Here is a 12,787-nt window from a genome sequence, read left to right as displayed (position 1 = left end):
CCACGGTGGCGACCGTTCGACTGATTCACTGGAACGAAGACGAGGGCCTCGCGCGGCAACAGCAGCTCGAGGCCCTTGGCTTTGACACCACCTTCGACCGCGGTGACGCGACGAGGGTGCTGCGCGCGAGACGCGCCGCGCGCATCGATCCGATGGTGGCGTTACGGGAGGAATGAGGGGGAATTTAGAGGAGAAATCAGCCGCTCAGGATCGAAACCCTGAGCGCGCCGGACAGAAGTCCAACGAGAGCAGCCGGAACATCGCTAGATAACCGGCCGCTCGGATGGTAGCAGTGAGGACGCTAGGCCGTCGGGCTTGCGCCCGGCCGACTAGACGACCTTGACGTTTTCGCCGCGGGGACCCTTGGGGCCCTGGCCCTTTTCGAACGTCACGTTCTGGCCTTCACGCAGCTCGTCGAAACGAGTGTCAGTGCAGGCGCTGTTGTGGAAGAAGTATTCGTTGCCGTCGCTGGCAAGGATAAAACCGAAACCCTTGTCGCTAACGAGCCGCTTGATCGTACCGTTCATTGGTGCCACGTGAGACTCCGTCATCCATCGAGTGATTGTGGCAGGTTTGGGAAATTCCCCAGCGCTGCCCTGAGGCCGTCGGCGCTGGATAGACGCTGGCAGGCGTAGAGAACGAAACCCTAGGATACCACTTTGTCAAGGTCTCCGGGCAATTAAGGCTGTGCGACGTTGTTAAGGCTGTGCGATGTTGTGCAGCGCCCACCGCGCACACTGGGCGGACGGGCCAAATCGATTGATTTCCCAGCAATTATCGCTATTCAAGCTGGCACAACCGGTGCTGTTTCCGGGGCATGGAGAAGACCCTTCCCGTCTATCAAATTGATGAGCGCTGGCGGATCGTGAGCGCCAACAACGGCTTCTGCCGCGCACTCCGCTGCACCGAGTCGAGCCTGGTCGGCCGCGATGTGCGCGAACTGCTGCGCGATGACTGGCGCCTCGCCTTCAGGAGCTACGTGGCGCGGGCGCTCGTCGGCGTGGGTGACCTCGACGCGACGGTGCCGCTCGTGGCCCCGTGCGGCGAACAGCACTGGTTCAGGCACCAGCTCGAGCCGCTCATCGAAGACGGAATGTTGGCAGGGTATCGCGCCACCATCCAACCCCATGTCGCGCAGCTGGCGGAGGCGCCCAAGCGCTGGTGGGAATGGCGCCCGGTCGTGGCGCGCCAAGTGTGGGACTTCGATGTGGAGCAGCTTTCCCGGGCCAGTTGAACCGGCCCGGGTCAGCTATGCCGTCATCCGCGAAGTGATGTTGGCCGCCGCAGCCGGAAGTAACCGAGCAACGTCAGACCCAAGCCGAGCAGGACGAAGACGACCTGCGGGAGCGTCGGCACCGCGGTGCCGAAGGCCATGGTGTACGGGCGATCGGTGAAACACCCGACGGTGTCGGTTGCCCGTATGACGAATGTCTGGGTGGTGGACGAGGTCGGCGTCCCCGTCAGCAGGCCCGTCGACGAGAAGGTCAGGCCCGCGGGCAGCGTGCTGGCAACCGCGGTGAAAACGTAGGGCGCCGTTCCGCTATTCCCGGCGAATTGCACGGTATAGGGCGATCCGACGTCGCCGTTGGGCAACGTTGCCGGGGTGAATCCAATGACCGGGCAGCCCACCGGCGGCGTCACTCCCGGCGTTCCGGGCGGCGCCACGACGTTGCACACCGCGGCGCTGGCCGTGTTGGTATCCAGCGTCACAGCGCCGTTGCGCGCCAGCACCCGACCCGAATTGGTGGCGCCGGTGTTCATCGTGATGCTCGTCAGCGCGAGAATGTTCCCGGCAAACTTCGTCGTGGTCCCGAGGGTGGCCGAACTGCCGACCTGCCAGTAGATGTTGCACACGGAACCGCCGCCGATCACGGAGACCACCGAATTGGAGGCCGTCGTAAGCGTGCTTCCAATCTTGAAAATCCAGACCGCGTCGGCATTCCCCCCGGCGTTGAGCGTGAGGGTGCCGGTGAGCTGAGCCGAGGTGTCGAAGTTAAACACACCCGGACTGAGCGCCCCCACCGTTCCCAAGTCCTGCCCTGTCAAGTTCGCGGTGGTGGCCTGGCCAGCCAAGTTGGTGTAGGCGGCGGTGAGGGAGACCTGAGCCGCGGCCGCGGTGGCATTGCCGCCGTGGGTCGTGCCACCGGACGAAACGGTCCCCGGAGGAAACCCGGTGATGGCGGCGCCCGGGCTGACGCCGACGTTTCCGGCGATGACACTCGAGCCCGTATTCGTGACCGTCGATCCGGCCAGCACGGCAAAGGTCGATGCGTTGCCGAGCGACGGAGCCGTCTGCGCCAGAGCCGGGGATGCGCCAAAGAAGCCGAAGGACAGCGCGAGGATTGCACCGTAAACCGGGTAATGCCTGCGTATGCGTCTCATATGTGAAGTCTCCCCAAGGACCATGCTGGCACACTACAGCTTGCGAGTTATGTTGGGCTGTGCTTTTTTGCACAGTTTGCCCTTACCCTGATACGGTCTGATTACTACAGATGGGTTCCCATGACCAGCCGGTGCTGTATTCCGTTGATCTGTTGGGATGTAGCGCCATCGCAGCCTTGGCACCGGAGGCGATCACCGCGGCCTTTGTCGATGCGCTGACGAATGCAGGCGCGACGGTCGTGCAGGCGCTTTCCCACGACTTTCCAGGCGCGGGCCTGACATCAGTCCTGATCCTGGCAGAATCGCATGCGATTCTGCACACTTGGCCAGAGACCGGCACGGTTAACCTCGACATCTTTTCGTGCTCGACCAGGCTCAAGAGCCTTGCGGCGATCGCGGAGCTCGGCCGCTCACTCGGTGCCACCTCCACGTCGGTCCAGGAGATTCCTCGTGCAGACGGACACGCCCCGTCGCCCGCCGGACGCCCTTAGGTTCGTCCTGTGGGCGGTGGCCGGTAGCCTTGGTCTGTTCGGTGTGCTCCGCCTGGGCTGGACCGAAGCGCATGTCGTGTTGCCGCTCACGCGCGTTCAAGGTGCGCTTGCGGTGGGACTATTCGGGACACCGGCGCTCCCGGTGGTGGTCACGCTGGCGTGCAGCGGGGCTGACGCGTTGGCCCTTTGCGTGGGCGCCGTGCTCGCCTATCCGGTACGGTGGCGCGCGCGGCTGGCGGGCGCGGCCGGCGGCATCGCGCTGATCCTGTTCCTCAACACGCTGCGAATCGGCACACTCGGCCTCGTCGTCGCGTCACCTGGTTGGTTCGACGCACTGCATGTCTACATCTGGCCCGCCGTACTCACGCTGGCCATTGCCGGCTACGTGTTCACCTGGATGCGGCTCGCCGAAGGCTCTTCCGGCAAGCACCTGGTCATCTCGCGATTCCAATCGCCGTTGGCGACGGCCCGGCCCGCGCTGCAACCATCACACCGGTTCATCGTACTGACGGCGATCTTCCTGATCGCGTTTGCCGCCACCTCGCCGCTCTATCTCGAGAGTCCGCAGGTGCTGGCGCTCGGCGGCGTCATCGCCAGCGCCGCCGCGGCGATCCTCGGCGGCATCGGGGTCAGCGCCCAGGCGGCGTCGAACGTGCTCTCGACGCCGCGCGGCGCCTTTATCGTGACCCAGGAGTGCATCTCCACGCCGCTGATTCCTGTGTACCTGGCCGCCGTGTGCGCCTACTCGACGACGTGGCGGCGGATGGCGCTGGGCGTGTTGGCCACGCTACCGCTCTTTACTGCGCTCGGGATCGCGCGGTTGCTGGTGGTGGCGCTGCCGGATGCCGTGATGGCGTCGCCGATCTTCCTCGTCCACGCGTTCTATCAGCTGCTCCTTGGCGCGGTGATCGTGTTCCTCGCCGCGATGTGGCGCCACGGCGGCAAGGCCGCGCCCGCCTACGCGGCGGCGGGGATGCTGGCGGGCGTGCTGTTTGTGTTCCTGCTCGGTCCCGTCTACACGCGCCTCGTCACCCCGCAGGCCGGCGCGGTGCTCGACGACCCGCAGGGCGCCATCGCGTTCCTGCCGGCGTTCCAGGTCGGCCTCTACCTGGCGCTGTGGGTCGCGGCCTTCGCTGCCGCCGGTTGGACGCGCTTCATCGCCGGACTCGGCATTCTTGCGCTCACACAGGTGACCGGCCTGCTCGCGCTCCACGCACTGGCCGTCGCCGGCATGGCGGCGCACGTGCGTGACGTGCGCGGTTGGGCGGTGGCCGGCCCGGTGTTGATCTTCGCGACGGTGGTCACCCGTGTCCGGGCGGCTCGCTGAACTCGGCGCGGTCACGGCACTGGCGGTAATCGTCACCGTGCTGCTGGGCGCACCCGTTCTTCGCGCCCCGTCGGAGCGCGTGTTCGGAGCCGAGACAGTCGGCCGCCACCACGATCCCTTCACCGTCATGCAGCGGTTCGAGCGCCCGCTCGCTCGCGGCGAGTATGCGCAGCCGCTCACCGATCTGACCGGCGCGCTGATCGCGCGCGCGTTGGGCGCAGTGGCCGCCTACAACTGGCTGGTTCTGATCAGCTTTCCCCTGGCCGCCGCGGCATCGTACCTGCTGGCACGGCATCTGGCGCTCTCGCCGGCGGGCGCAACCGTCGTGGCCATGGCCTACGCGTTCTCCCCGTTCCACCTGGCACAGGCCGCCTATCACCCGCACATCGCGCAGACCCAATGGATACCGCTCTACCTCCTCGCGCTGTGGCGGTGTCTCGACGCCGCCACGCCCGGCGCGGTCGCGGCCCTGGGCGCCGCGACGGTGGCCGTCACGCTGTCGAATTTCTACGGGGGCTTCATCGCCGCCGCCATCACGCCGGTGGCCGTAGCCGCTTACTGGGTTGGCACTCGCCGGGCCGGAACGCAGCCGCTACGCCGGCTGGGCGTGACCGCCGGGACTCTCCTGCTCGTGGCGGCCGCGGGACTGGCTTACGCGTGGTTCGCTACCAGTGCCGTGGAGATGGACCCTGCTGCGTTCGCATTTTCACGTGCCGACCTGTTCCGCTACAGCGCGAAATGGTGGAGCTATCTCGTGCCGCCGGTTTCGAATCCACTGCTCGGGGCAACGGCGCGGCGCGTGTGGGATGGCGCCGGCGTCCACCAAGGGCTGCTCGAACAACAGGTAAGCCTTGGCTGGGGCATTGTCGCGCTCGGGCTCATCGCGATCTTCCGGTGGCTCGTGCGCGTGCGGCCGCCCGCGCCCCTCGCGCACGTTCCCGTCCTCGTCATTGTCGCCAGCGCGGCGCTGCTCTGCTCGCTGTCGCCGGAGCGGACCATCGGGACGTTCACCTTCGTGCGGCCGTCGGCGCTGCTGTACGACGTGATGCCGTGGTTCCGGTCCTACGCGCGATTCGGTGTCGTGGTGCAGCTCATGGCGGCGTTGCTGGCCGGCATCGGCGTCGATTGGCTGCTTCGGTCGGCGACCTGGCGCGCGCGGATTGCCGCCGCCGCCCTCCTGGCGCTCGTCGCCGCCGAGTATGCGGTCCCGCCATCGGCGCTCTGGCGTGACGTGCTGCCGACGACGGCACACCGGTGGGTCATGCAGCAGCCGGAAGCCATGCGGATTCTTGACTGCGCGCCTCGCACGCCGGACGCGGCGTCGATCCCCTGGCTGACCAGCGACCGAATCCTGCTGCTGAGCGAGGCGATTGCCGACTGCGCCGAACCGAACCTGGCGAAGAAGCTCGCAGCGAACGGCTACACGCACGTGCTCTTCCGGCGCGATGGGCAGCGCACACCAGCGATCGCCCGGCCGGCCGAGGGGGACGGCTTGCGCGTCACCGCGAGCTTTGATGATGGGCGGGTGTTCGCGGTCGTGGCCAGGCCGCCGGCGCTCTACACCGGCACGATCACGGGATTCTCACCGCGCGAGCACGATGTCGAGTGGTCGTGGCGATGGATGGGCGCCGAGGCGGCATGGGTCATCGAAAACACCACGCCCCGCCCCATCGTGGCGACGCTTCATTTGGAAGCGGCGGCGTTCCATTATGATCGGCGCGTGTCGCTTCTGGTGGACGGTCGCCCGGTGCAGACCCTGGTCGTGGCGCCCGGGCGCCGCTCGTACGTCACCGCGCCCTTCACCTTTCCCAGAGGCGCGCACGAGCTGAAGTTCCGTCCCGACGAACCGCCTACCGTCGCCGACGAGGTGATCCACAACCGCGATCGCCGGCCGCTGTCGATCGCCATCGGCACGTGGACCTGGGCTGTCGAAGGTGAAGATCCATGATGACGCCGTCCAGCTACCGCCGTTTCTGGGCGGGCGTGGGTGAACGATTTCCAGACCTGTCAGGCGCGGCCTCGACCCGGTACTACGCGGACAACGAACAGCGCCTGTTCACCGAGCACTTCGGCGCGCTCGACGGACTCTCGATCCTCAAGACCGACTTGTGGGACGAAGCCCGCAACACGCGCATCCTCGTGTGGGCGCATGCGCGTGGGGCGCGCGCATTCGGCGTGGACATTTCCAGGCCCACGCTGATGATGGCTCAGGACGCGTTCGCCGCGGCGGGGTTTGCGGATGGCCTGTCGAGCGCGGTCGGCGACGTCCGCGATCTCCCCTTCGCGGACGGCAGCTTCGACGCCGTCTACTCGATGGGCACGATCGAACACTTTGCCGAAACGGAGCGCGCGGTCGCGGAAATGACGCGGGTGCTCAAGCCCGGGGGGCGCGCCATCATCGGCGTGCCCAATCGTCTCGACCCGTTCCTGCGGCCGCTGCTGGCCACGGTGATGCAGGCCGTGGGGATCTACGGGTACGGCTACGAGAAGTCGTACACGCGGCGGGCGTTGCGGCAGATGCTCGAGCGGGCCGGACTGGAAGTGGTCGCCGAGACGGCCATTCTCTTCATCCCCGGCTGGTTGCGGATGCTCGACCTGGCCTGCCACTCCTGGTTCCGGCCGCTCGCCAGCGTGACCGGCGCGCTGGTGTCCCCATTCGTGTTCCTCGATCGTCACGTGCCCGCGGTGCGCAGGCACGGCTACCTGCTGGCCACGGTGGTGCGAAAGCCGGCGGCGCCCCGGGCCTCGACCTCGGTCACGCACACGTAACCCCGTCGTCCTGGTCGATTCGCGCCGCTTGACCGCGGCCCGCGGGAGGGTCAGGATAGGCACCGAGACCGTTGAAAGGGACCACCATGGCGCAGACCACCAAAGCAGGACGAAACGATGCGTGCCCGTGCGGCAGCGGCAAGAAGTTCAAGAAATGCTGCGAGCTCAAGGAACAGAAGAGCCGCGGCAACATGGTGATGCTCGTGGTGGTGGGCCTGCTGATGGCGGCCGGCCTGGCGGTCGGCATCTCGTCGCTGACCGGCGACACCGACGTGGCCAGGCCCGGCGGCGTCTGGTCGGCGGAGCACGGACACTATCACTGAGCGGCCCCTGACGAGCCGGTGGTCCTGGCAGCGGCCGTGGACGCCGGCCTCGCAGCCCTACCTGGCAGCGGCCGTCATCGCTGCGTACCTGGCCTTCGCCGCGTGGATCCTCCGCGATGCCCAGGCGGACGCGGCCACTACGTGGATGTTCGTCTTCGCGCCGGAGGACTTCCCCACGTGGTCGAGCGTGGCGGTGTATCTGCGCGACCTCCGCATGGCCATTCCCCCGGTGATCTCGCTGCTCGAGATCGCGAACGTGTGGTGGACCGGCGACGCGCTCTTCATGACCGAGACCGCGTATCCCGCCGCGCTGGCTCTCGCCTTCCTGCTTCCCATCCTGCTTAACCGCCGCTCGCCGGTCGCACTGCTGGCCTCGTTCGCCACGGCCGTGATCCTGTTGACCAGCGCCGCCGCCATCCATCCCGGCAACCCGATGGTGGCCGACGCCTACTTTCCGCTGTTCATCCTGCTGTTCGTCGCGTGCCTGCAGCGGACCATCCTGTGCACGGGCTCGCCGGGTCTCCGGGTCCCGCTGGCCGCCGGCGCGGGATTGTGCCTGACGATGGCTGAGCTCACCCGGCCGTTTCTCTTCCCCATCGTGATCTACGTGGCCGCCTGCGCCGGCGCGATGTTGTGGACACGGTCGCGCCGCCAGGTCATTGCGTTCCTGATCCCGTTGATGGTCTTTACCGGTGGCTGGCACGTGCACCAGGCGTGGCGGTTCGGACAGCTCACGTGGAGCAACCACGTCGGGTTCAACTTGATCCGGGCCTGGCCCATGGTGGGCGCGGTGCCCCTCGCGCCCGAACCGGGCAACGCCCCGCTCGCGCCGGGCCGGGATCCGAACATCAACACCGGGGAACACTTCGACAACAGCCAGCGGCTGACCCGCGCGGTCGTGCAGTTCGTGCGGCACAATCCGGTGACCGCGATCAAGCACGCGATCCGGCGCGTGCAGGCGCTGGTGATCCAGGTCCGCACCGGCATCTACTCGCATGATCCAAACCACCCCGTCTTTCGCTTCTATCGGCCCACCGTCTGGATCCTGTCGGGATTGCTGCTGGCGAACGTGATCGCGCTCGGGACGGCGCTGGTTCGCGCGCCGGGCTCCGCGCTGCGGCTGTTGGCGGCGCCGTACAACCTCCTGATCGCCGTCACCGCGTACTCCATCATCGTGATGGCCGTCGGCGATGCCTCGGAAGAGGCGCGCTTCCTGATCTCGGTGTTGCCGTTGCTCGCCGCCGCCGCGCGGATCCCGTGGAGTCCGCTGGACATGGCCACTGACACGGAGAGGCACGCACGTCACTGATCCGCAGTCACCCGCGAGCGGGCGCTGTCGATGGGAGCGGCTCCGGAAACCGATGGTGCCCATCGGCGTCGAGCGGCAGCGGCGTCACCCACCGCACCGCGCTCAACGGCAGTTCGTCGTAGAGGTGAGGAAACAGGTCGCCGCCGCGCGACGGCTCCCACCGAAGGTCGAGACCGGTCGTTGCGACCGCAACCAGCACCAGGTCGGCGGCGCCGGCAAAATGCTTCGCGGCCGTGTCGCGGACTTGCGCCGCCGTCGAGAAATGGATGAAGCCGTCCTTCACATCCACCGGCGAGCCGGTGAAGCGGCCCTTCTCCACCGCCTCGCGCCACAGGCCCGCCGGCGCGATCTTGTAGATGGTGCCGATCACCGCGACGGACACGTGGCGTTCAGCAGGCGCCACGACTCCACGTCGATCACGGCCTGGCTCACACCGGAGTCGCGGCCGGCGGTGCTGCCGACCGGCGATCGGCCCGGCATGATGCGGATGCGGCCGCCGGCCAGGCCGACACCCTGCTCGATGAGATCTGTCTTGCGCACCAGCCCGGTGATCTCGACCATGTCGCGCCCGCGCGCCTTGATTTCCTCGAGCAGCTTCTTCGGGCCCGACAGGCGGAGGCGCCGGCCCGGCTTCATGTCGGTCCGCGGCATTTCGTTGTCGGGACTGATGTCGACGATGAACAGCCGGTCGTAGGCGCAGCCCGGGATCGAGAGTCGCGTGGAGTCTTTCGGGACCGGCTTCTCCTGCGCGGACACCAGTCCGCCGCACAGGGCGACCGCAACGGTCAGCAGCAGCAACCTCATGATTTCAGCTTACTCCCGGGGCGGGGTATACTAATTACCTTACTTCCGCTTTCCTGAGCACTGCGGCCGCGCCTGGCCCCCAGCCCTCACCAAGGCACGTCATTGGAGGGCTTGTGATCAACACCACTTCTGTCAGTCGTTTTGAGTCCTGGACCACCGGCGTGACCGATGCGCTCGGCGTGTTTGCCGCCGTCTGGGGCGTCGCCCTGGGCGTGCTGATTGTCGGCGTCCCCATCGCGCTCGTGGTCGCCCTTGCCCTCCGCCTCGGGCGGATGGTCTTCAGCGGACTGTAGGAGACGCGATGCTGTTCCTGGCAATCGGCTTCGGCGGCGTGGTCATCATGATCATGACCGGGCGGTACTGGGTCGAGTCCAACACCCGCGACATGGGCACCATGAGCCGGCAGTGGCTGGCTGAATACAACCAGTCGCATCCCTGACAAGAGCGCCGCGAAGCCTCCCTGGCAGGCCGGCCGGTCATTTCACGGGCACGGCCGCGGTGGCGGCGGTCGTTCGCAGCCACGACCCGCAATCGGCCGTGGTGCTGAACCCGGTGTCGGTGGCCGCGATGGTGACCAACTGCGGGCCGGCGCTGCTCGCGAACCCACTCGCAATGATGGCGTCGAAGCTCCCGGTGAAGTTGCCGAGGCGCTGCCATTCGCAGCCCAGCCCGCTGTTCTCGGCGCGATAGGTGCCTGCCGTGACTTGAATCCCGACGACCCACGACCCGGCTGAGATGACGGTCTGAAGACCGCGCCGTGGCGTCGTGAACCAGGCTCCGCACGAGGACTCGGTTTCGAAGCCGGCGTCGGCAGTCAGCAACTGCACGATCCACTGGCCGGCGTCAAAGTTGACCTGCGTGGTGGTGATCACCTCGCTCGACGTGCCGCCAAAGCCGCGCAGACGCTGGAAGCGACAACCGTGTCCGGGGTCGCTGTAATAGAGCCCGGCCGGGATGTCGGTGTTGACGCGGTATTGCCCTGGGCCAAAACTGGTCCGCGGGCCGACCGGATCGAGCCGGATGTTCAGCGTGGTGTTCCCGTCGATGCCCACCGGCAGCGCCGCGCTCACATACCCGGCCCGCGTCGCGCTCACGGTGTAGCCGCCGTTCGACACGCCCGTGATCTGGTAACGGCCATCGGCGCCCGTGGCGGCCGACTTGCCCTGGTTGACGCCGTCAACGAAAGTCACGGTGACGCCTGCCAATACGGTGCTGGTCGTCGGAGCCGACTCGGTGACGAGACCCGAAAGCGTAAACGTGGGCGATACCGTCCCCGTTCCTGATACCGAAATGGTATTGGTCCCGCTCGTCTGATTGGCATTCACGGTGATGGTTCCCGTGTAGGCGGAGCCGGCCGTTGGCGCAAACGTCACGTTGACGATTTGCGACGCCGCGGCGGCAATCGAGCCACCGGCCCAGCTGCCGCTGAACCCTGCCGGGTAGCCGATGCTGGTGACGGTGAGCTCAGCCGAGCCGGTGTTCGTGATCGTCAAGGCCGCCGTCGCCGTGGTCCCGACCGTGACATTGCCGAAGGCAAGATTCCCGCTCAGCCCGATCGCGGCTCCGGGTGTCGGCGTTGGCGCGGTGGGCGTGTCCTTGCCGCACCCCGCGACGATAACCAGCACGGCCATTGTCAATGACAAGCACATGGAACGCATGCCACGACAACTGCAAGCCCGATACCGTCCCTGGAAGCGACGTCAGGCGAAGAATCGGTCCGGAACGGCGACTGCGTTACCTGCTTAGACCACGGCGATGCTCATATTTGCTTCCGGGCCGCTCACCGCGTGAACCGGAACGTGCCAACCATCCCCTCAAATGCGCTCGTGTACTTCTCGTAGATCTTCGCGGGACCGGAATAGCTCACCAGATAGTAGTAGGCGCCGTGGTCGATCACGATCTGGGTGTGGGCGAACGGCGTCTTGGCGCCGGTGGAGTCCGCGGCCGTGTAGGTCGCGACGAAGTACGGGGCCTCCTGCCCGCCGATGGTGAGCATCTCGCTCGTCTTGATTACGCCGTTGGGCGCGCCCTTGATCTGATCCACGAGCTTTTGCGCCTGGGCCGTCGCCGATGACTTGGGATTCGCCGCCTTGGTCACGAACTGGAGCACGACCGACAGTTCGTAGGCCTCGGTGCCCTTCGGTCCTTCGATGACGTAGTCCTTGGCCGCGTTGACGCGATAGGTCCAGGTCGCCGGGAGTTCGAAGGCGATGCCGAATGTAGCGTCGCTGAACTGCTTGGTCGTCCCCGCGGTCACCGTAGGCGCCTGGGCCTTCGGCTGCCCCGCGGTCCGAGAGGCAGTGGACGACCGCCGCGCCTGAAGCGTTGATCCCACCATTTCGTACGCCGCGGCGTACTTATCGTGCAGCGATGCAGGACCCGAATAACCGAGCACGACCAGGTGGTCGTCGTATTGGACGATGGCGAGGACCTGGCGGAACGGGCCCGATCGGTTCGACGAGTCTTTACCTGTATAGTCCGCGACCAGCGCCCGCGCCGGGCGCCCTTCCGACGTGGCCTTGAGATCGGCGGGGTGAACGGTGGAGCCGGGGAGTTCCAACAGCGTCGCGCGGACACTCGACGCCATGCCCTCGAGCGTGTTCTGCGCCTTGTCGAAGAACGACAGGCGGATGGTCATCTCGTAGGCCTCGGTGCCCTTCGCCCCCTCGATGACCGTGACGTTGTCGGACCGTCGTGTGACCCAACCTTCGGGCATCTCGCCTGCGTAAGCTGGAGACTCGATCGTGAACGCGGTGCGCCTTCCCGAGGCAGGCGGGGCCGCAGCCACCGACGTGCCGCCGTAAGTGAGGCTGTTCCAGATGACGTCGAATCCGGAAGACAGTCTGTCGAAGAACGCCTGCGGCGCGGAGTACTGGCCAACGGCCATGTAGTCGGGGAACTCGGCGAAGATGAACAACGCCCGTGCCCGCGTGGTCGCGCCGGCGGTGGTCGTGCTCGACCAACCGCCGGTCAGCACCCGGATGGCGCGGCCGTCATCGGTCTGCTTCCGATCGACGGCGCCCCATTCGATGCCGGCCAGCTTCGCGTTGGCGCGCTGCACGTCGGCGACGTAGTCGTCGATGCCCCAGTCGGGTTGCGACACCAGCGGGGCGAGACGAATCCAAATCGACGCTTCCGCCTCGGCCGTGCCGGCCGGTGCGCTGAAAATCGTGGTCTGGGCTGATTGCTTCTTGGAGACCCACCCGTCCGGCATCTGGCCGGAGAACGGCGCGGGCGCCAGCGAATACGGCGTCGTCTTCCCCTCGGAACGGCCCAAGTGGCCCGCCGGCATGGCCAGCGGAACCGTCAACAACGTGAGGATCAACAGGAATGCAAAAGGCACGGGAACCTCCCCAGTGCCTTCGACAGCATATTCCGGGCC

At 66.9% G+C, this 12,787-nt stretch carries 16 protein-coding genes; 10 read left to right on the top strand and 6 right to left on the bottom strand.

Translation table 11 applies throughout. The features are described 5' to 3' along the window. The first annotated feature begins 5 nt into the window (after positions 1 to 5). Positions 6 to 176: a hypothetical protein gene (locus WC815_00620; protein MFA5907258.1), complete on the top strand. Its 171-nt coding sequence runs from the start codon at positions 6 to 8 to the stop codon at positions 174 to 176. 153 nt (positions 177 to 329) lie between these two features. On the opposite strand, the gene WC815_00615 is transcribed toward WC815_00620, so the two are convergent. Then, positions 330 to 527, bottom strand: a complete 198-nt coding sequence (locus tag WC815_00615; protein MFA5907257.1) for a cold shock domain-containing protein — start codon at positions 525 to 527, stop codon at positions 330 to 332. 290 nt (positions 528 to 817) lie between these two features. On the opposite strand from WC815_00615, the gene WC815_00610 reads away from it, so the two are divergent. Further along, positions 818 to 1,234, top strand: a complete 417-nt coding sequence (locus WC815_00610; protein MFA5907256.1) for a PAS domain-containing protein — start codon at positions 818 to 820, stop codon at positions 1,232 to 1,234. A 23-nt stretch (positions 1,235 to 1,257) separates the two neighbouring features. Here the strand turns inward: WC815_00610 and WC815_00605 are convergent, their stop codons facing one another. Next, positions 1,258 to 2,382: an ice-binding family protein gene (locus WC815_00605; GenBank protein MFA5907255.1), complete on the bottom strand. Its 1,125-nt coding sequence runs from the start codon at positions 2,380 to 2,382 to the stop codon at positions 1,258 to 1,260. A 110-nt stretch (positions 2,383 to 2,492) separates the two neighbouring features. Between WC815_00605 and speD the strand changes: the two genes are divergently transcribed. The 6 genes from speD (at position 2,493) to WC815_00575 (ending at position 8,601) form a co-directional block, all read left to right on the top strand. Further along, complete coding sequence (gene speD / locus WC815_00600; GenBank protein ID MFA5907254.1) at positions 2,493 to 2,873, top strand: adenosylmethionine decarboxylase; 381 nt, start codon at positions 2,493 to 2,495, stop codon at positions 2,871 to 2,873. Continuing rightward, positions 2,833 to 4,200, top strand: coding sequence for a hypothetical protein (locus WC815_00595; protein MFA5907253.1), 1,368 nt, complete (start codon positions 2,833 to 2,835; stop codon positions 4,198 to 4,200). Before speD ends, WC815_00595 begins: the two co-directional genes overlap by 41 nt. Continuing rightward, positions 4,181 to 6,148: a hypothetical protein gene (locus tag WC815_00590; GenBank protein ID MFA5907252.1), complete on the top strand. Its 1,968-nt coding sequence runs from the start codon at positions 4,181 to 4,183 to the stop codon at positions 6,146 to 6,148. The genes WC815_00595 and WC815_00590 overlap by 20 nt, the downstream gene beginning before the upstream one ends. Then, the gene (locus WC815_00585) at positions 6,145 to 6,969 is read left to right on the top strand and encodes a class I SAM-dependent methyltransferase (GenBank protein MFA5907251.1); all 825 of its coding nucleotides are present in this window, start codon (positions 6,145 to 6,147) and stop codon (positions 6,967 to 6,969) included. Before WC815_00590 ends, WC815_00585 begins: the two co-directional genes overlap by 4 nt. Positions 6,970 to 7,055: 86 nt before the next feature. Then, on the top strand, positions 7,056 to 7,292 hold the full coding sequence (locus WC815_00580; protein MFA5907250.1) for an SEC-C metal-binding domain-containing protein: 237 nt from the start codon (positions 7,056 to 7,058) through the stop codon (positions 7,290 to 7,292). 145 nt (positions 7,293 to 7,437) lie between these two features. Next, on the top strand, positions 7,438 to 8,601 hold the full coding sequence (locus WC815_00575) for a hypothetical protein (GenBank protein MFA5907249.1): 1,164 nt from the start codon (positions 7,438 to 7,440) through the stop codon (positions 8,599 to 8,601). 7 nt (positions 8,602 to 8,608) lie between these two features. Here WC815_00575 and WC815_00570 read toward each other — a convergent pair whose 3' ends face one another. Together WC815_00570 and WC815_00565 are read right to left on the bottom strand one after the other, a co-directional pair. After that, positions 8,609 to 8,983, bottom strand: a complete 375-nt coding sequence (locus WC815_00570; GenBank protein MFA5907248.1) for a DUF952 domain-containing protein — start codon at positions 8,981 to 8,983, stop codon at positions 8,609 to 8,611. Continuing rightward, positions 8,968 to 9,405, bottom strand: a complete 438-nt coding sequence (locus tag WC815_00565; protein MFA5907247.1) for a hypothetical protein — start codon at positions 9,403 to 9,405, stop codon at positions 8,968 to 8,970. The genes WC815_00570 and WC815_00565 overlap by 16 nt, the downstream gene beginning before the upstream one ends. A gap of 161 nt (positions 9,406 to 9,566) precedes the next feature. Here WC815_00565 and WC815_00560 point away from each other — a divergent pair, with 161 nt between their 5' ends. Together WC815_00560 and WC815_00555 are read left to right on the top strand one after the other, a co-directional pair. Beyond that, a complete protein-coding gene (locus WC815_00560; GenBank protein ID MFA5907246.1) occupies positions 9,567 to 9,698 on the top strand; it encodes a hypothetical protein in 132 nt (43 codons plus the stop codon). 8 nt (positions 9,699 to 9,706) lie between these two features. Then, a complete protein-coding gene (locus tag WC815_00555) occupies positions 9,707 to 9,844 on the top strand; it encodes a hypothetical protein (protein ID MFA5907245.1) in 138 nt (45 codons plus the stop codon). 37 nt (positions 9,845 to 9,881) lie between these two features. Here WC815_00555 and WC815_00550 read toward each other — a convergent pair whose 3' ends face one another. Both WC815_00550 and WC815_00545 read right to left on the bottom strand, forming a co-directional pair. Then, positions 9,882 to 11,036 carry a carboxypeptidase-like regulatory domain-containing protein gene (locus WC815_00550; GenBank protein ID MFA5907244.1) on the bottom strand — a complete coding sequence of 385 codons (1,155 nt, stop codon included), beginning with the start codon at positions 11,034 to 11,036 and terminating at the stop codon, positions 9,882 to 9,884. A 149-nt stretch (positions 11,037 to 11,185) separates the two neighbouring features. Next, positions 11,186 to 12,748, bottom strand: a complete 1,563-nt coding sequence (locus tag WC815_00545) for a hypothetical protein (GenBank protein MFA5907243.1) — start codon at positions 12,746 to 12,748, stop codon at positions 11,186 to 11,188. Positions 12,749 to 12,787 lie beyond the last annotated feature (39 nt).

This window comes from Vicinamibacterales bacterium (genome assembly GCA_041659285.1).
Lineage (GTDB): Bacteria > Acidobacteriota > Vicinamibacteria > Vicinamibacterales > UBA2999 > 12-FULL-67-14b.
This window is presented reverse-complemented; position numbering and strand designations above follow the sequence as displayed.

Excerpts from the sequence above, each read along its gene's own strand:
- WC815_00575 (MFA5907249.1), top strand. The coding sequence starts at position 7,438 with ATGTTCGTCTTCGCGCCGGAGGACTTCCCCACGTGGTCGAGCGTGGCG.
- WC815_00550 (MFA5907244.1), bottom strand. The coding sequence starts at position 11,036 with ATGGCCGTGCTGGTTATCGTCGCGGGGTGCGGCAAGGACACGCCCACC.
- WC815_00555 (MFA5907245.1), top strand. The coding sequence starts at position 9,707 with ATGCTGTTCCTGGCAATCGGCTTCGGCGGCGTGGTCATCATGATCATG.
- WC815_00605 (MFA5907255.1), bottom strand. The coding sequence starts at position 2,382 with ATGAGACGCATACGCAGGCATTACCCGGTTTACGGTGCAATCCTCGCG.
- WC815_00580 (MFA5907250.1), top strand. The coding sequence starts at position 7,056 with ATGGCGCAGACCACCAAAGCAGGACGAAACGATGCGTGCCCGTGCGGC.
- WC815_00565 (MFA5907247.1), bottom strand. The coding sequence starts at position 9,405 with ATGAGGTTGCTGCTGCTGACCGTTGCGGTCGCCCTGTGCGGCGGACTG.
- WC815_00615 (MFA5907257.1), bottom strand. The coding sequence starts at position 527 with ATGAACGGTACGATCAAGCGGCTCGTTAGCGACAAGGGTTTCGGTTTT.
- speD (MFA5907254.1), top strand. The coding sequence starts at position 2,493 with ATGGGTTCCCATGACCAGCCGGTGCTGTATTCCGTTGATCTGTTGGGA.
- WC815_00585 (MFA5907251.1), top strand. The coding sequence starts at position 6,145 with ATGATGACGCCGTCCAGCTACCGCCGTTTCTGGGCGGGCGTGGGTGAA.
- WC815_00610 (MFA5907256.1), top strand. The coding sequence starts at position 818 with ATGGAGAAGACCCTTCCCGTCTATCAAATTGATGAGCGCTGGCGGATC.